This is a genomic window from Brachyspira pilosicoli, assembly GCF_036997485.1.
Taxonomy (GTDB): Bacteria; Spirochaetota; Brachyspiria; order Brachyspirales; family Brachyspiraceae; genus Brachyspira; species Brachyspira pilosicoli_C.
In genome coordinates, this window is sequence record NZ_JAWLPU010000001.1 from 917,821 (window position 1) to 934,051 (window position 16,231).

Sequence of the window (16,231 nt, forward strand, 5' to 3'; positions counted from 1 at the left end):
TTTAAAAAAATTGTATGCTCTTTTAATATATTTTTTAATTGCTTTTAATTATTATCATACATTCTTTCTATTTTTGTGATGCCTATAATATCAAAACATATACCAAGAATCTTTTTAACAGCTCTTATTAAAGTAAGTCTTTCCTGTCTTATGTCATCATTTTCTTCTAATACAATATTGTCATAATAAAACTTATGCAAAGCAGAAGCAACATCATAAGTATAATTTAATAAAGTATAAACCTCTAAAGACTTAGCAGATTCATAAATCTCATCAGGGAATCTTAATATCATCTTAGCAAGTTTCAAAGTGCTTTCATTAGATATTTTATTGATATCAAATTTTTTATTATAATCATACTTCATATTTTTCTCTTCTAACTTGAAGAAAATATTGCAAACTCTCGCATAAGCATATTGAACATAATAAACAGGGTTATCATTATCTTTCTTTTTTGCAAGCTCCAAGTCAAAATCTAATGAACTAGAATAGGAACGCATAAGAAGAAAATATCTTGTAGGGTCAACACCAATCTCATCAATAACCTCTTCAAGGCTAATCATGTCCCCAGTTCTCTTGCTCATTCTCACAAGCTCATTTCCTCTGTATAAGCGAACCAACTGCCCAAGTATAACTTTTAAATCAGCAGTATCATCGCTCACAGCTCTCACGGCAGCAGTAATCCTAGGCACATAACCATGATGGTCAGCACCCAATATATCTATTAAATATTTATATCCTCTGTCTATTTTGTTTTTGTGATATGTAATGTCTGGTGCAAAATAAGTGTATGAACCATTACTTTTTTTTACAACTCTGTCTTTATCATCTCCGTATTTAGTGCTTCTAAACCATGTAGCATTATCCTCTTCAAATAAAAGCCCTTTTTCATTTAAATAATCTATAGTCTTTTCTAATTCCCCGCCCTCTCTTATCTTGAGTTCAGAAGCATAATTGTCCATATATGTGCGAAATCTCTCTAATAGCTTTCTTTGCTGTTCTAATATTATATCTTTCGGCACGCCTTCCATTTTAGCAATATCTTTAATATAAGCACCATGATATCCATCTTCAGGAATCTCTCTTCCTTCTTTTACAGCATTAACACTCTCATTAAGCTTTGTTATCTGCTCTCCCGCATCATTAACATAAAACTCTTGATACACATCATGACCAACATATTTAAGTATATTTGATAAAGCACTTCCAATAGCAGCCCATCTTCCATGACCAATATGAAGAGGGCCTGTGGGGTTAGCACTTACGTACTCAACTAATATTTTTTTCTTATCTTCTGCAGAGTTCTTGCCGTAATCATCATCTTCTAATAATTTGTTTACGCATTCATTTATATAATCTTTTGATAATGTTAAATTTATAAACCCAGGTCTTGCAACTTCAACATTGTCAAAATATTTTTTATCTATTAATTTTGCAATATCATTAGCTATATCAAAAGGATTTTTTTTAAGAAGTTTGGCAAGCCTCATAGCTACAGGTGAAGCATAGTCTCCAAACTTCTCATCTACAGTGTATCCTATATCTATATAAGAATCTATGTTCTCTATGTTTGTGTCTTTTAAATAATTGCATAAAGCTTCTTTTATTATATCTGATACTATTCTTTTAAGCATACCCTCTCCACAAAAAATATTTAGAAAATAGCTTTTATAGTATATCAAAGTTTACAACTTCTGCAAGTATATATTTTAATGTATTTAAATAATTATATATTGTTAATATTTGTAGTATAATATTGACATTTTTCTAAAAAATGTTAGAATACACTAACAATATTTAAATGTTAGTTAATAGTCCATACAAACTAAATATTAATTATGAAATTGTTTATATAATAACTATTTTGAACTTTTATTAAAATATTGATTTTTGGGAATAGTATATTGGGTATCTAAAAAAGGTGCCCAATATGTAAAAAGTTTTATAAAATGCAATGTAAAAACCCAAATGGCAAATTATATAAAAAAATAGAAAATGAAAAGAAAGTAATGTTTTATATGATTAATCTTTACTGCAAACATCATCATAAAGATTATCAAAAAATTTGCTGTAAAACATTTGGAAGTAAACCTCTATGCAAAGAGTGCGAAGAAATATACAATTACTCAATAGAGAGAACAAATAATTGCAGATTTATAAAAACAAAAACTTTCTGCAGTGCCTGCCCAAAACAATGTTATAAAAGAAATATCAAAAACAAAGTAAAACAAATTATGTCTTTTTCTGGAAAAATAATGCTAATCTATCACCCTATAATAGCATTAAAACATGTCTTTGTTATGATTAAGCATAATTTTATAAAAAGTAAAAAATTAGATTTTAAAGGCATTATATGAAAACATTATTAATAATTTTAGGCTTTATATGCGTGGCTATAGGAGCTGTAGGAATAGTTGTTCCGATACTTCCTACAACACCATTTTTATTATTAGCATCATTCTTTTTTGCTAAGGGTTCTAAAAAGTTTCATGATTGGTTTATGTCTACAAAACTATACAAAAAACATTTAGAGAGTTTTGTTAATTCAAGGGCTATGACATTAAAATCTAAATTAACAATACTTCTTCCTGTTAGCTGTATGCTTATAGCGGCATTTATATTTGTTAATAATTTGCATGCAAGAATATTATTAGTTGTATTATTTATAGGCAAATATCTATACTTCTTCACGCAAATAAAAACAATAAAAGAATAAGCAATATAAATAAAAATAACTTTTAAATACATACACAAAAATATTTCAATTTTGTTTAGGAGAAATAATTTATGGTAAAATATACACTTGTAATAAATATGATATTTTTATCATTATTTTGTAATAAATTATACTCACAAGAAGATGAAAAAAAAGGTTTTCAGTCTGTGCTTGATAACAGATTTTTTTCTATAGGTTTATTCAGCAGTGCAGATTCAATAAAAACATCTGTTAATATAGAATTTGGTTTTAAGTTAATGAAGTACAGTCATTTTCAGATAAAAAGTTATACTTCTGTTGTAGGCTCAAAAATATACGATGACAATCCGCAAATGTATCAATTAGGCATTATGCAAAAGTTTATATTTGGAGAAGATGATGAATATAAAGGAGCTATAAGCATATCAAGATACGGTTTTGCTTTTGGAAGTTTTGGATTTTTATCTTTTGATGCTGATAAAAGCGGAAAGTTTTTATTTAGTGAGCCTTACTATTTTGAAGTTGGCGGTGGGGCAGGTTTTAATATAAATGTAAGTAAACATGTAGGTATAATCTTAGAGTTTGGCGGCGGACTTCATTTGGTGTTAAATGGCAAAGAGTTAGGATATCCATCAAAAATTAATAAGGCAGGATTCGGCAGAATGAGCATTGGTGCGAGATATTATTTTTAATGTGTAATATTGAATTGCTGTTTATAAAAACAATTTTTTATAATAGATTTAATTATAATTAAACAATTGATTTTTACCATTACATTATAAAAATACCTAAAACACAATTATTTTATATACATAAAAAAGTTTCTAAAAGAAGTTTTTATTTAAAGCATTTTTGTTTTTAAACGACAATAAAAAAGATAGACTAAATTAATAATTGGCGTAGAATAAATGAAAAAAATAATTATAATACTTTTTATTGCTATTAATTCACTATTTGCTAATAATTTTAAGGTGATATCAAGACAGGGTGAAGCCTCTGTTATCGTTAATAAAGAGCATTCTGATATAGATATAAAAAAAAGTTTTCCTGATGATTATTTTTCTATATCTACAAAAGAATCTTCATATATGGTTATAGATAATGGAGAGAAATCTATAATATTAATGCCTGAATCTAAATTAACATTTAAAGATAATAAATTTACTCTTGATTTTGGATATATATATGTAAAAAGCAAACATAATGATGAAGTAAAAATCACTATAAATAAAGATAATAAATCATACAGTTTTAAAGGAAAATCATTTGCTATAATTTCTTATGACAATAATCTTACAATATTAAGTCATAATAATGCTGTGAGAATAGAGTTAGTTGAGTCATTAGGTATATCATATTATTTAGAGCCTTTCAATAAAACATTAATAAACTCTTCTATGAATGGTCCTTATAATATTAATGAAAATGAGAGAAGTTTATTAGAAAATGTTTCAAGACAATTAGAAATAGAGATGAATGACCATTTAAACGAAGGAATAGAGAGATATAATTTTACCATATTAGAAGGCAGTAAAAATGAAACTACAATATATAGGATAGTTCACCCAAAAAAAGGACCTAATGTATTTTTAATAGTTCCGCATGGCAGCGAGAGAGTTGGTACTGATGTGGCAATAGAAAGACTTAACATGCCTATAAAAAGAGGAAGTTTAACTGTAGTACCGATAGCAGTTCCTGAGGCTTATAGACTCAATACTCGTGCAATAGAAGGACAAGATATTAATAACAGATTTTTTGACAAGAAGATTAATAGAACTGATACAGATAAATTAGCACAAAAATATATGGATATGCTTGATGAATATAATATAGATGTTGTACTTACGCTTCATGAGGGGAATGGTTTTAAAGAGTTTTTTGGAGATTCCATTATATATGACAGCAGAAAATTAGATGATAATGTAAAAAAGGTGCTTGATAATATAAACTCAAGAATAGAGCCTATGAGATTTAAGTTCAAACAAATGTATTATCCAATGCCTACAACTATAACCTATTATGCAGCAGAAAAGGGAATAGAAGCTTATGGTATAGAGCTCACACGTAATTTGGACTACGACAAAAAAAGAATAATAATGCATACCATATTAAGTGAATTTTTTAAAATATATGGTTTAGAATAAAAATTGTATTTAATTTTTTATAATATATAATGAAGTATTATTTTATTTAAGGATTATTATGCTCTCATTAAGAAAAGCATTAGAAAAAAAAGATTTTGAATTAGTTGATTTATTTACTTTATCATTTTCACTTTTTAGACATAATTTTGTTAATTTTTTGTTAGTTGGTTTTCTATGTGCAATGCCTACGATAATTACAACTATATATTTTCCGCCTGCGATGTTTGACCCTGCAAAGATGCAAACTCCTAAAGATATTATTGATTGGTTTCAAAATGAGGTTAATGAAGGATTTTATATTAATTTGTTTTTATCTTGGTTTTTGGATATTATTTCAACGGCCGCTATTGCATTGTTAGTAGAAGGTTTAGTTTACGATAAAATTAGAACAGCTTCTTATGCAATAGTTAAAACCTTTCAAATGATAATTCCAATATTGATAACTTCTATTATCACAATAATTATATATTTCTTTGGACTTTCTTTTTTTATATTTCCTGGAATAGTGCTCATGATTTTATTTATGTTCACTACAAATATATGTGCTTTGAGGCATACTTGGGGTATAGATGCGATTAAATATTCTTTTTCTTTGGTAAAGCCTAAGTTTTTTAAATCTTTATCTATACTTGCTTTTATAGTGTTGTTTCAAAATGCATTTATAATTACTTTTCCATCTGCTCCAATAGATACAAGAGAAGGAGTATTATATTATTTTTTGTCTATGATAATACTATATTTTTTTGATACTTATTTTAAAATATTGATATCATTATATTTCTTAAATAGAGATTTTGTTACTAATGCAACATTAGACGATGATATTTAATTTTTTATTATATCATTTATTTTTTCTTCTAAGTTTTGAAAATTAGATTCTAACAAATAATATCTATTATTATCATTTACTAATTCTATCTCATAATTATTTGATTTAGAATATATATTATAATTTACAGTTTTGCCATCTGATAGATATATCTCTATGTTATATAATAAGTTAGATTTTTGAATATCATCTTTTATAAGTCCGTCTGCTTCAAGGTTGGCAATAGAATATAAAGAACTATATATATCATTTTGATTGGCATTTTGACTATTCCAAGTTTTTGTCCAATTAGTAGAATCAGTTTTTTCTATAGTGTATGAATTGTTATTATATGATATACTTATTTTATTTATGTCATCAATTTTTACAGATGATATAGTTTTATTTATTAAGTCATCTTCAGTTTTATCAAATATATCTTTGGGGTTAATTGGTATATTTCCAATCAAATAAACATTTTTATCATTATTAATTTGTGCATATACTAAGTTTCCAAAATTAGCCTTCATACCAAATCTTATATTTCTAACTTCTTTAGATGAAGAATCTTTTGCTTTTACAATTAAAGCTTCATTATCTGTGAGGCTGTATTTATCTAATATTTCACTATTTCCTCTGGATAATAACTCTACAGGCTGTATATTATTAAATGCATTTGTTATAGCTTCTACTGCATTAACATTAGCATTATATTTATCATTTACTATCCATTTGTCATCGTTAAATTTTAATGTAATAGTTTCATTGCTGTTTCTTGTAATAGAGATTTCGCTTAATTGAGTATTTATAGCTTTAAATTGAGGCAGAGAATAGCCTTTATTTTTTAATGTAATTGTGAGTATTAAAATTATTGTTAGAACTACTACTATAGAAGAGAGTATTATATATTTCTTTTGAATATTCGCCATCAAATTATTCTCCATAATTTTATTTGTAATTAAAAAATTATTATATAGAAATAAAAAAAATTGTAAAGTATTAACGAATGTAATATTATGTACAACAATATCAAACATATATAATCATTACTCTTTACAATAGCACTATTTATATTATAATGTTTTCATTAAAAACTATATTTTTTATGGAGATTGTTTATGATTAAGAGAGCATTGATATCTGTATTTTATAAAGACGGAATATTAGATTTTGCTAAATTTCTAACTTCTAAGAATGTGGAAATTGTTTCTACAGGCGGAACTTATAAATATTTGAAAGAAAATAATATACCTGTAATAGAGGTTGCTGAAGTTACAGGAGCTAAAGAGATGCTTGATGGAAGAGTAAAAACTTTAGACCCTAAAATACATGGAGCAATACTTGCTATAAGAGATAACCCTGCTCATATGGAAACTATTAAAGAGAGGGGAATTACTCCTATTGATATGGTTATAGTTAATCTTTATCCTTTCTTTGAAAAGGTACAAGATGATAATTTGAAATTTGAAGAAAAGATTGAATTTATAGATATAGGCGGACCTACTATGCTTCGTTCTGCTGCTAAGTCTTTCAAAGATGTTGTAGTTATAAGCGATGTTAAAGATTATGATTTAGTAAAAAGTGAAATGGAAAAAGGCGAAGTTAGTTTTGAAACAAAAAAATATTTAGCTTCTAAAGTATTTAATTTGACTTCTGCTTATGATGCTGCAGTGTCAGAGTTTATGTTTAATTCTTTAGAAAATAAAGAAGGCAAAAAACTTAATTATTTGAATATGTCTTATGCATTAAAAGAAGAATTAAGATATGGAGAAAATCCTCATCAAGGAGCAAGCTATTATGTTTCTACTACAGATAAAGGCTCTATGAAAGATTATGAACAGTTAAACGGAAAAGAACTTTCATTTAACAATATTAGAGATATGGATATAGCTCTAAAAATAGTATTAGAATTTGATGAAGCTAAAAAAGAGTATGCATGCTCTGCTATAAAACACTCTACTCCTTGCGGTGCTGCTTTAGGTTCTAATGTATTAGAGGCTTATAATAGAACTTATGAATGCGATCCTACTTCCATATTCGGCGGAATAGTAGCTTTCAACAGCACAGTAGATGAAGCAACAGCAAAAGAACTTATTAAAATATTCTTAGAAATTGTTATAGCTAAAGATTTTACTATAGAAGCTTTAGAAGTATTAAAAACTAAAAAGAATTTAAGGGTTATAAAATACAAAACTAATACTAACGATAAAATCAATCTTGTTAAAGTAGACGGAGGATTACTTGTACAAGATGAAGATACCACTTTAATAGAAGATTATAAGGTTGTAACAGAAAAAAAGCCTACAGAAGAAGAGATGAAAAACTTAATATTTGGTATGAAGGTTGTAAAATATGCTAAATCAAATGCTATAGTTGTTATAAAAGACTTTATGGCTAAAGGTATAGGAAGCGGACAAACTAACAGGATTTGGGCTTGTGAAGATGCTTTAGAGAGAGCAGGAGATGGGGTTGTGATGGCATCAGATGCTTTCTTCCCATTTAGAGATGTAGTGGACGCTTGTGCTAAATACAATATTAAAGCTATAATTCAGCCCGGCGGCTCAATGAGAGACCAAGAATCAATTGATGCTTGTAACGAACATGGTATTGCTATGGTGTTTACTGGTATAAGACATTTTAAGCATTAAAAAATACATATTTTTTAGTAATTTTTACTAATTTGTACAGTTTTTTACTTGACAAAATTTATTATTTATTGTATTGTTAGAGCATACAAACAAAAAATAAAAGGAGTTTTATAATGAGTTTAATCAATAAAAAACTTATAGATTTCAAGGTTGATGCTTATCAAAATGGAGAGTTTAAAGAGGTTACTACAAAAGATGTATTAGGTAAATGGAGTGTATTTTTCTTCTATCCTGCAGACTTTACTTTTGTATGTCCTACAGAATTAGAAGATTTAGGTACTGTTTATGATGAACTTAAAAAAATTAATTGTGAAGTTTACTCAGTATCTGCAGATACACATTTTGTACACAAGGCTTGGGCTGATGCTTCAGCAACTATTAAAAACTTAAAATATACTATGCTTGGAGACCCAACAGGATTATTAGGAAGATTCTTTGAAGTATTTGTAGAAGAAGCTGGACAAGATTTACGCGGAAGCTTTATTGTTAATCCTGAAGGTTTAATTAAAGCTTATGAAGTACATGATATGGGAATTGGTAGAGATGCTAATGAATTAGTTCGTAAAGTACAAGCTGCTCAATATGTAGCTGAACATGGCGGTGAAGTTTGTCCTGCTAAATGGAAACCAGGTGCTAAAACTTTAAAACCAGGAATTGATTTGGTTGGAAAAATCTGATAATTTAAACCTTTAAAATATAGTAAAAAGGAGGCTAAAAAGCCTCCTTTTTTATAACAAATTATTTTTTTTAGTTTTATTGTACTGAGTTTAGAGAATCGTTATCAAATACGCAGATAGCCTCTATTTCTGGAGCTATTTTTTTAGACATACCAACTAAAACCTTACCAGGTCCGCATTCATATATTTTATTAACGCCTTTGCTTTGAAGATTAATCATACTATCATACCATCTTACAGTTGAGAACATTTGTTTGTAAAGGTTATCTTTTATATTATCGAAACTATGCACATCTGCCGTAACATTAGATAAAACCTTATTACCGCTATTATTAAATTGAACATTATCCAAGAATTTTTTAAGTTCATCAGCGGCAGGCTTCATAAAAGGTGAGTGGAAAGCACCAGAAACTTTTAAAGGCATAACCCTCTTAGCGCCAGCTTCTTGAAGTTTAGGAGTAACAGCTTCTATGGCGCTAAGTAAACCTGATATAACAATTTGGTCTTTTAAGTTATAGTTAGCAGCAACTACCTCTTTGCTTTCAGGCATGCATTTAGAAACAGTGTCATAATCCAAACCAAGTACAGCAGCCATACCATAAGGAGCATCGGCACCAGCTTTTGCCATAAGAAGTCCTCTTGTTCTTGCAATCTTTACAGCATCCTCAAAAGAGATATATCCAGCAGCAGAAAGGGCTGTAATTTCTCCTAAACTGTGACCTGCAAAATAATCTCCTTTTATTCCTTTAGCTTTTAAAGCTTCATAAACAGCCATACCAACTGTAACCAACGCAGGCTGAGTATTTTCTGTTTTCTTTAAATCTTCCTCACTTCCTTCAAAACATAATGCCTTAATATCTACATCATCTAATATATTAGCAGCTTTATCAAATATAGCCTTAGACTCTGCTACATTGTCGTATAAAGATTTACCCATTCCAACTGTTTGAGAGCCTTGTCCCGGAAATAAAAATGCTATTGACATAAGTATTATTCTCCTTTATTAAAATTTATTTAAACTTTGTATATTCAAAAATATTAATATTTATTAATATTTATAAATTATTTAATTATATTCCAAATATTAACAATAAATTAAACTTTTATCAAGTGAGTTTTTTATTATAAGTAATATAGATTGAAAATATTAAATTAGTTATAAGATTTTTTTTTACAATACTAAAAATATTGATTAGTTTATTTATAGAAATTTATACTAAAGAAATGATTTTTAATATAAATTTTATATTTGCATTTTTACATATAATTTAGCAATGAGTTTTTAAATACAAATTTGCAAATATAAAAAGTTTAGTGAATATAAAACCTATTTGTTTAAAACCTTATATAAAAACTCTTTAGTTCTGCTGTGTTTAGGATTATTAAAAAACTCTTCAGGTGTTTCATCTTCGAGTATAATGCCGTCATTCATAAACAGTATTCTGCTTGCAACATTTTTAGCAAAACCCATCTCATGAGTAACTATAAGCATAGTCATACCCTCTTTAGCCAAATCTATCATAACGTCCAAAACTTCTTTAATCATCTCAGGGTCTAATGCAGAAGTAGGCTCATCAAATAGCATAACCTCAGGCTCCATAGCTAAAGCCCTTGCAATAGCAATTCTCTGTTTTTGCCCTCCTGAAAGTTTATTGGGGTAGGTGTCTTTTTTTTCAACAAGTCCAACTTTTTGTAATAACTCAAGTGCTTTAGTTTCTGCTTGTTCTTTAGTGTAGCCTTTTAATTTCATAGGTGCTAAGATAATGTTTTCCATTACTGTTTTATGAGGAAATAAATTAAAATGCTGAAATACCATTCCAACCTTTTCTCTTATCTTATTTATATCAGTTTTTTTGTCTAATATATTTTCACCGTCTATAAATATCTTTCCATTAGTAGGCTCTTCAAGTCTGTTTATGCATCTTAAAAAAGTAGATTTACCGCTTCCAGAAGGACCAATAATTGCAATAATCTCACCCTTCTCAACATTAACATCTATTCCTTTTAACACTTCTAATTGATTAAACTTTTTATGTAAATTTTCTACTTTAATCACTTTCTTTAAGCCCCTTCTCTACCTTTCTCATAAACACCGCAAAGATAGAAGTTAATATCAAATATATTATACCCACAGCGATAAGAGGCTCAACCCCCCTATAAGTTTGACTAGTAATAATATTAGCAGAACGAAGCAAATCAACCCCCCCTATAAAACCAACAATAGAAGTCTCTTTGATAAGAGTAATAAACTCGCTCACCAAAGCAGGAAGTATCTTTTTGATAGCCTGCGGTATAATAATCTCTTTCATAGAAAGAGCATAATTAAGCCCCAAAGCCCTCGAAGCCTCCATCTGACCTTTATCAAGCCCTTCAATACCAGCCCTTATAATCTCAGCAACATAAGCAGCAGAGTTAATACCAAAAGCTATAGCAGAGATAATCAGTATAGGCGTATTTCTTAAAGCCCCCACAAATACAACATTCGCCCAAATCATAAGCTGCACAACCGCAGGTGTACCCCTTATTAAATTAACATATCCAAACGCTAATTTTGATATAGGATTAAATGTCTCAAACCCTTTAATATTTTTTAAAGGATAAATATGTGACAATTGCATCAGAGCAATAAATATACCAAGAACTATACCAATAAGTGTAGCAAATAAAGTAGTTCCTATAGAAAATAAAAGCCCCTTAACCATATACATATATCTATGGTTAGCTATAAATACTTCTTTAAGCAACTCTAAATATTCTGTCATCTGCTTTCCTTAAATTATCTCTGTGTTTTACCATTCAAATATTAAAAATATTTTTTTACAAGCTCATCATATTTGCCGTTTTCTTTCAAAGTATCCAAAGCCTTGTTTACATCTTCCAAAAGCTTAGTATCTTCTTTTCTAAAACCAATACAAAGCTCTTGTATAGATAAATCTGTTTTAATAGCTTTAAGACCTTCATTGTTCTTTATATAACCAACAGCTATAGGATAATCCATTATAGCAGCATCTATTTTACCGCTTTGTAATGCCACTACAGTATCTGCTGTTCTGTTAAATCTCTCTATTTTATCAACTTTTTTACTCTCTGTTAAAGCAACATCGCCTACATATCCTAAAACAACACCCACTGTATAAGTATTGTTTAAGCTGTCAAAGTTAGTGATAGAGTTGTTATCTTCTTTTACAATGATAGCTTGCTGAGATTCAAAATAAGGCTTAGAAAAATTAATAACTTTCTTTCTTGACTCTGTAGCTGTAATACCAGCTATTAGTATATCTATAGTTTTAGCCTCTAAAGCAGGTATAAGTCCGTCAAAAGTCATATCTTTTATTTCTATTTTCTTTCCTATTATCTTTGATATCTCATTTATAAGCTCAACATCAAAACCAACAACATTACCATTCTCATCTAAATATTCAAAAGGAGGATATTCAGCATTAGTACCAACATATAAAACATCTTTTTCCTCTTTCTTAGAACATGATAATACTATAAGCAAAGAAACTAACAGAAGAATTTTTAATATATTTTTCATTAATTATTATCTCCCACTAAATGTTTTTATTTACTCTCAAAATATTTTTCTATAAGCATGTCGTAAGTGCCGTTTTCTTTTATAGTATTTAAAGCATCATTAACTTTTTTAAGTAATTCTGTATCTTCTTTTCTCATAGCAATAGCATATTCTTCATTTTGAGAATCTGTAATAACTAATTTTAAATCATCATTTTGATTAAAATATTGTTTAGCAGGTTCATAATCTAAAACTACAGCATCTACTTTTTTGCTTTTTAAAGCTAATATAGCCTCTGATGTAGCACCATATTTCTGAGCATTTACATTAGACATTTCGCTTACAATCAAATCCCCTGTAAAACCTAACACAACACCAACATTTTTGCCTTGTAAACTATCAAAGCTATAAATATCTTTATTATCACTATGAACTAATATAGATTGTTGGGTGTTATAATAAGGGTCTGTAAAATTAACAAACTTCTTTCTCTCTTCATCTGCAGTCATACCCGCAATAATTATATCTATCTTTTTTGATTGTAAAGCAGGAAGAAGTCCGTCAAAGGCCATGTCTACAACTTCAATATCTTGCTTCATAATTTTAGCTATTTCATTGATTAAATCTATATCAAAACCAACAATATTGTCCCCATCTCTATATTCAAAAGGTTCAAATTCAGCATTAGTGCCTACATAAAGTTTATTTTCTTTTTGAGAACAGCTCATAAAAGCAATTAAAGATATTAAAAGTATTGATGTAATAATTATTATTTTTTTAAACATTTTTTATCTCCTAAAGTTTTTTTACATGTATTAAAGATACATAATATTAACATATATTTTTTATTAATAAAATGTGTTTTTTGATTATAATAATAGATATGCAAATAGGCTTAACGCCTGATTAATACTTGAAAGAAAGAGAGTATTTTTATATCAGAAAAATAGTTAATCATAAAATAACTCCGTAATTTAGAATCAATTATAATACAGCAAATAAAAAAGTCAAGTTATTTTAAAATACGAGATTTATATTTATCAAACAGAGTATTAGAAAAATCTGTATATTCTATTGCATCTTTAATGCCTTTTAAATTTACATTATATATATTTTTTGATTCTCTGTATGGTTTTATTGTCATAGTGCTGTGATTAATTAAATCTTGAAAAAAGTTAATAATCTCCTCTTCTTGAACTATACCAAATGAAGGGGAAACCGTATAAAGTATATCAAAATTATTTTTTTCTGAGCGAACTATTGGTTCTATTTCTGTTATTTGTTTATTGTCAAAATAATATGATATTACATCATCATCATTATTAATTTTATCATTATACCAAGTAATTGTGATGTTTAATTGTTCTTGTCTTGAAGCTATATATACTTCTAGCTTTTTATCAAGATTTAAAGACATTGTAACTGTTTTTTTATCTGTGCCGTCATATACAATGGTTTTTACCTTCCAATTATCATATTGCTTTGATGTAGCGATAGGGTATAGATTTAAAGCAAATAAAAATAATATAATCAACGTAATATTTTTTGTCATAATTTTTTATCCCAAAAATTAAAGTATACTATAATATACGAAATAAATTAAAAATAGTTTAACATATTATTTAATTATTATAGATAATAAATTTGCAACACTATTTATATATTTTTTTTATATTATATTAGATATTTACATATAGAATATTATTTTAGTAAAAGAGAATATATAAAAGGATAATATAAATGAGCAAAAAACTATTATTAATTATTGTGATAGTAACAATATTACTATTAAGCTGCAGCAATAAAAAAACAACAGGAGTAGAATACAGCTCTGCCTCATCATCTAATGAAACAAATACTAATGAAACTAATACAGAAATAAATAACAATAAAGAAGATATTATAAAACATAAAGGCACTTGGAATGGAAAACTAAAATCTGCTAACACTCTTGAATATTTAACTTGGAAATTTGTAATAAAAACAGATGCTTCTATAGATGTGTATATATCAGGCTCTGCTTATCCAGAACCTGTATTATCTTTTGAGAAAATCATTATACAAAAAGAAAACACTTTAGAGTTCACTGTAATTGATGATTATAATACTTCTTATAAAACTACAGCAACTTTTAATGATGATAATGTTACAGCTGATGTTGTTGTTGAAGTTAGTTTTACAGATGAAGAAAATCAAGCCCCTGCATATTATAGAGGTACTATGGTAAAAGAATAAATAAGAAATTAGATAAATATTTAAGTTTATAAAAATATAATAATTTTATTCTTGATAAAGCTTGATATTTAAATTATTTTTAAAGGCAGCAAATATTTTTATTTACTGCCTTTTTATCATTGATTAATTTTGTTCTATACTTTTTCTTTTATTCAATTCATCTAATATTTGTAAATATTTTTTCTCAGTTAAAGGATAGAAAGAAATAATTATAATAGAAGCTATGCATAATATAAAAGGAACGCCGCCTCTTAAGAATGCTATTCCATCTAAAGCAAATTGTGTTTGCTGTAAATCATTTGCTTTATATCCTACAAATGCTAATATTTGACCTGATATTAGTCCTGCTAAAGCCATACCCATTTTCTGTCCGAAACTATACATTGAGTATATTAGTCCTTCGGCTCTAAAACCAACTTTATACTCTGCATATTCTATTGTGTCTGGAAGCATAGACCAGCCTAAAGACCAAGTATATGAATTGAATATTCCTGAAATAACTATTATTACAAAATATAAAGGTATAGAATTTAAAGTTTTATAATTTATAAAAAATAATAGATTTAATAATCCAAACATGCTTAATGTAATTATTCCAGCCTTCTTTTTACCAAATAATTTTGTAACATAAGGGACAGTGAACATTCCTATAGCAGTAGATAAAGTTGTTAATGTCATAGCAGGAGTGATTAAATCTGCCCTTTGAACATTGTATTTGAAGAAATATATGTTAACACCAGCTATAACAAAACCGCATATTAATATAAGCATAAACACAATAGTAATTATTATCAAAGGAGGATTTAATAATATACTGCTGAACTCTTCTTTTAGAGAATGTTTCTTTTCTTCTTTTTTATTATTATCGATGTATACTCTTTCTTTTGTAGAGAAGAAACATATAGCAAACAATATTATAGAAACAACTCCCATAATAGCTGTAGTATATCTGTATCCTACAGTTTCATTTCCTTTACCAAATATATCTACTAAGTTCCAAACTTGTGCTACCACAACACCGCTTAATACAGCAAATATCATTCTCACAGTTGTTATTTTAGTTCTCTCTTCAGAATCATTACTCATAGCTGAAGTTAAAGCAGAATAAGGTAAATTTACCAAAGTATATGACATACCTAATCCTATATAAGTAATATAAGCATAAATTAATTTACCGCCTAAACTCATATTAGTAGGAACTACATAGCATAAAAAAGCAAATATAGCTAAAAATACAGAACCAAATAATATGTAAGGTCTAAACTTACCAAAACGTGTATTAGTCTTATCAACTATCATTCCCATAATAGGGTCATTAATGGCATCCCAAATCCTTGCCACTAAAAATAAAGTTGCAACAGAAGCAGCTGTAAGCCCTGCTATATCTGTATAATAGTACATTAGGTATGATGTAGCTGTTGAAAAAATTAAGTTGCAGGCTAAATCTCCAAAACCATAGCCTATCTTTTCTCCCAAACCAACTTTCATATTTGTATTCATAATATTA

Annotated in this window: 17 protein-coding genes; 8 read left to right on the forward strand and 9 right to left on the reverse strand. The window is 27.8% G+C overall.

Going from position 1 to position 16,231, the window contains the following annotated elements; all coding sequences use genetic code 11:
* Nucleotides 1–44 precede the first annotated feature (44 nt).
* Nucleotides 45–1,634, reverse strand: a complete 1,590-nt coding sequence (locus R4I97_RS04110) for an arginine--tRNA ligase (RefSeq protein WP_335783821.1) — start codon at nucleotides 1,632–1,634, stop codon at nucleotides 45–47.
* A 315-nt stretch (nucleotides 1,635–1,949) separates the two neighbouring features.
* On the opposite strand from R4I97_RS04110, the gene R4I97_RS04115 reads away from it, so the two are divergent.
* The 5 genes from R4I97_RS04115 to R4I97_RS04135 all read left to right on the forward strand — a co-directional run bounded on the left by R4I97_RS04115 (nucleotide 1,950) and on the right by R4I97_RS04135 (nucleotide 5,668).
* Nucleotides 1,950–2,357: a nitrous oxide-stimulated promoter family protein gene (locus tag R4I97_RS04115; RefSeq protein ID WP_335783822.1), complete on the forward strand. Its 408-nt coding sequence runs from the start codon at nucleotides 1,950–1,952 to the stop codon at nucleotides 2,355–2,357.
* Complete coding sequence (locus R4I97_RS04120) at nucleotides 2,354–2,716, forward strand: YbaN family protein (RefSeq protein WP_335783823.1); 363 nt, start codon at nucleotides 2,354–2,356, stop codon at nucleotides 2,714–2,716. Before R4I97_RS04115 ends, R4I97_RS04120 begins: the two co-directional genes overlap by 4 nt.
* 71 nt (nucleotides 2,717–2,787) lie before the next feature.
* Nucleotides 2,788–3,387, forward strand: a complete 600-nt coding sequence (locus R4I97_RS04125) for a hypothetical protein (RefSeq protein ID WP_335783824.1) — start codon at nucleotides 2,788–2,790, stop codon at nucleotides 3,385–3,387.
* A 216-nt stretch (nucleotides 3,388–3,603) separates the two neighbouring features.
* Complete coding sequence (locus R4I97_RS04130) at nucleotides 3,604–4,839, forward strand: hypothetical protein (RefSeq protein ID WP_335783825.1); 1,236 nt, start codon at nucleotides 3,604–3,606, stop codon at nucleotides 4,837–4,839.
* A 58-nt stretch (nucleotides 4,840–4,897) separates the two neighbouring features.
* Entirely contained in the window at nucleotides 4,898–5,668 is a 771-nt protein-coding gene (locus R4I97_RS04135) for a hypothetical protein (protein WP_335783826.1), read from the forward strand.
* Here R4I97_RS04135 and R4I97_RS04140 read toward each other — a convergent pair.
* Nucleotides 5,665–6,576 carry a DUF4340 domain-containing protein gene (locus R4I97_RS04140; RefSeq protein ID WP_335783827.1) on the reverse strand — a complete coding sequence of 304 codons (912 nt, stop codon included), beginning with the start codon at nucleotides 6,574–6,576 and terminating at the stop codon, nucleotides 5,665–5,667. The two genes, R4I97_RS04135 and R4I97_RS04140, sit on opposite strands and share 4 nt — an antisense overlap.
* Nucleotides 6,577–6,765: 189 nt before the next feature.
* Between R4I97_RS04140 and purH the strand changes: the two genes are divergently transcribed.
* Nucleotides 6,766–8,295 (forward strand): bifunctional phosphoribosylaminoimidazolecarboxamide formyltransferase/IMP cyclohydrolase, encoded by a 1,530-nt coding sequence (gene purH / locus R4I97_RS04145; RefSeq protein ID WP_335783828.1) that lies wholly within the window; start codon nucleotides 6,766–6,768, stop codon nucleotides 8,293–8,295.
* A 113-nt stretch (nucleotides 8,296–8,408) separates the two neighbouring features.
* Nucleotides 8,409–8,972, forward strand: coding sequence for an alkyl hydroperoxide reductase subunit C (gene ahpC / locus R4I97_RS04150; protein ID WP_295295880.1), 564 nt, complete (start codon nucleotides 8,409–8,411; stop codon nucleotides 8,970–8,972).
* 76 nt (nucleotides 8,973–9,048) lie between these two features.
* Here ahpC and fabD read toward each other — a convergent pair whose 3' ends face one another.
* From fabD to R4I97_RS04180, 6 genes are all read right to left on the reverse strand, one after another.
* Nucleotides 9,049–9,957 (reverse strand): ACP S-malonyltransferase, encoded by a 909-nt coding sequence (gene fabD, locus R4I97_RS04155; RefSeq protein WP_335783829.1) that lies wholly within the window; start codon nucleotides 9,955–9,957, stop codon nucleotides 9,049–9,051.
* A gap of 342 nt (nucleotides 9,958–10,299) precedes the next feature.
* Entirely contained in the window at nucleotides 10,300–11,028 is a 729-nt protein-coding gene (locus R4I97_RS04160) for an amino acid ABC transporter ATP-binding protein (RefSeq protein ID WP_335765369.1), read from the reverse strand.
* Nucleotides 11,021–11,734 carry an amino acid ABC transporter permease gene (locus tag R4I97_RS04165; protein ID WP_335783830.1) on the reverse strand — a complete coding sequence of 238 codons (714 nt, stop codon included), beginning with the start codon at nucleotides 11,732–11,734 and terminating at the stop codon, nucleotides 11,021–11,023. Before R4I97_RS04165 ends, R4I97_RS04160 begins: the two co-directional genes overlap by 8 nt.
* Before the next feature lie 41 nt (nucleotides 11,735–11,775).
* The gene (locus R4I97_RS04170; protein ID WP_335783831.1) at nucleotides 11,776–12,510 is read right to left on the reverse strand and encodes a basic amino acid ABC transporter substrate-binding protein; all 735 of its coding nucleotides are present in this window, start codon (nucleotides 12,508–12,510) and stop codon (nucleotides 11,776–11,778) included.
* Nucleotides 12,511–12,536: 26 nt separating this feature from the next.
* Nucleotides 12,537–13,274, reverse strand: coding sequence for a basic amino acid ABC transporter substrate-binding protein (locus tag R4I97_RS04175; RefSeq protein WP_335783832.1), 738 nt, complete (start codon nucleotides 13,272–13,274; stop codon nucleotides 12,537–12,539).
* A 227-nt stretch (nucleotides 13,275–13,501) separates the two neighbouring features.
* Nucleotides 13,502–14,041, reverse strand: a complete 540-nt coding sequence (locus R4I97_RS04180; protein ID WP_335783833.1) for a hypothetical protein — start codon at nucleotides 14,039–14,041, stop codon at nucleotides 13,502–13,504.
* A gap of 188 nt (nucleotides 14,042–14,229) precedes the next feature.
* On the opposite strand from R4I97_RS04180, the gene R4I97_RS04185 reads away from it, so the two are divergent.
* Entirely contained in the window at nucleotides 14,230–14,724 is a 495-nt protein-coding gene (locus tag R4I97_RS04185; RefSeq protein ID WP_335783834.1) for a hypothetical protein, read from the forward strand.
* 123 nt (nucleotides 14,725–14,847) lie between these two features.
* Here the strand turns inward: R4I97_RS04185 and R4I97_RS04190 are convergent, their stop codons facing one another.
* Nucleotides 14,848–16,224, reverse strand: coding sequence for an MFS transporter (locus tag R4I97_RS04190; RefSeq protein WP_335783835.1), 1,377 nt, complete (start codon nucleotides 16,222–16,224; stop codon nucleotides 14,848–14,850).
* Between the last annotated feature and the right edge of the window lie 7 nt (nucleotides 16,225–16,231).

What these genes read in the sequence shown, in the direction of transcription:
- R4I97_RS04130 (WP_335783825.1), top strand. Translation starts at nt 3,604, where the DNA reads ATGAAAAAAATAATTATAATACTTTTTATTGCTATTAATTCACTATTT.
- R4I97_RS04115 (WP_335783822.1), top strand. Translation starts at nt 1,950, where the DNA reads ATGCAATGTAAAAACCCAAATGGCAAATTATATAAAAAAATAGAAAAT.
- R4I97_RS04170 (WP_335783831.1), bottom strand. Translation starts at nt 12,510, where the DNA reads ATGAAAAATATATTAAAAATTCTTCTGTTAGTTTCTTTGCTTATAGTA.
- fabD (WP_335783829.1), bottom strand. Translation starts at nt 9,957, where the DNA reads ATGTCAATAGCATTTTTATTTCCGGGACAAGGCTCTCAAACAGTTGGA.
- R4I97_RS04120 (WP_335783823.1), top strand. Translation starts at nt 2,354, where the DNA reads ATGAAAACATTATTAATAATTTTAGGCTTTATATGCGTGGCTATAGGA.
- R4I97_RS04135 (WP_335783826.1), top strand. Translation starts at nt 4,898, where the DNA reads ATGCTCTCATTAAGAAAAGCATTAGAAAAAAAAGATTTTGAATTAGTT.
- ahpC (WP_295295880.1), top strand. Translation starts at nt 8,409, where the DNA reads ATGAGTTTAATCAATAAAAAACTTATAGATTTCAAGGTTGATGCTTAT.
- R4I97_RS04175 (WP_335783832.1), bottom strand. Translation starts at nt 13,274, where the DNA reads ATGTTTAAAAAAATAATAATTATTACATCAATACTTTTAATATCTTTA.
- R4I97_RS04180 (WP_335783833.1), bottom strand. Translation starts at nt 14,041, where the DNA reads ATGACAAAAAATATTACGTTGATTATATTATTTTTATTTGCTTTAAAT.
- R4I97_RS04185 (WP_335783834.1), top strand. Translation starts at nt 14,230, where the DNA reads ATGAGCAAAAAACTATTATTAATTATTGTGATAGTAACAATATTACTA.
- R4I97_RS04110 (WP_335783821.1), bottom strand. Translation starts at nt 1,634, where the DNA reads ATGCTTAAAAGAATAGTATCAGATATAATAAAAGAAGCTTTATGCAAT.
- R4I97_RS04165 (WP_335783830.1), bottom strand. Translation starts at nt 11,734, where the DNA reads ATGACAGAATATTTAGAGTTGCTTAAAGAAGTATTTATAGCTAACCAT.
- R4I97_RS04190 (WP_335783835.1), bottom strand. Translation starts at nt 16,224, where the DNA reads ATGAATACAAATATGAAAGTTGGTTTGGGAGAAAAGATAGGCTATGGT.
- purH (WP_335783828.1), top strand. Translation starts at nt 6,766, where the DNA reads ATGATTAAGAGAGCATTGATATCTGTATTTTATAAAGACGGAATATTA.
- R4I97_RS04140 (WP_335783827.1), bottom strand. Translation starts at nt 6,576, where the DNA reads ATGGCGAATATTCAAAAGAAATATATAATACTCTCTTCTATAGTAGTA.
- R4I97_RS04125 (WP_335783824.1), top strand. Translation starts at nt 2,788, where the DNA reads ATGGTAAAATATACACTTGTAATAAATATGATATTTTTATCATTATTT.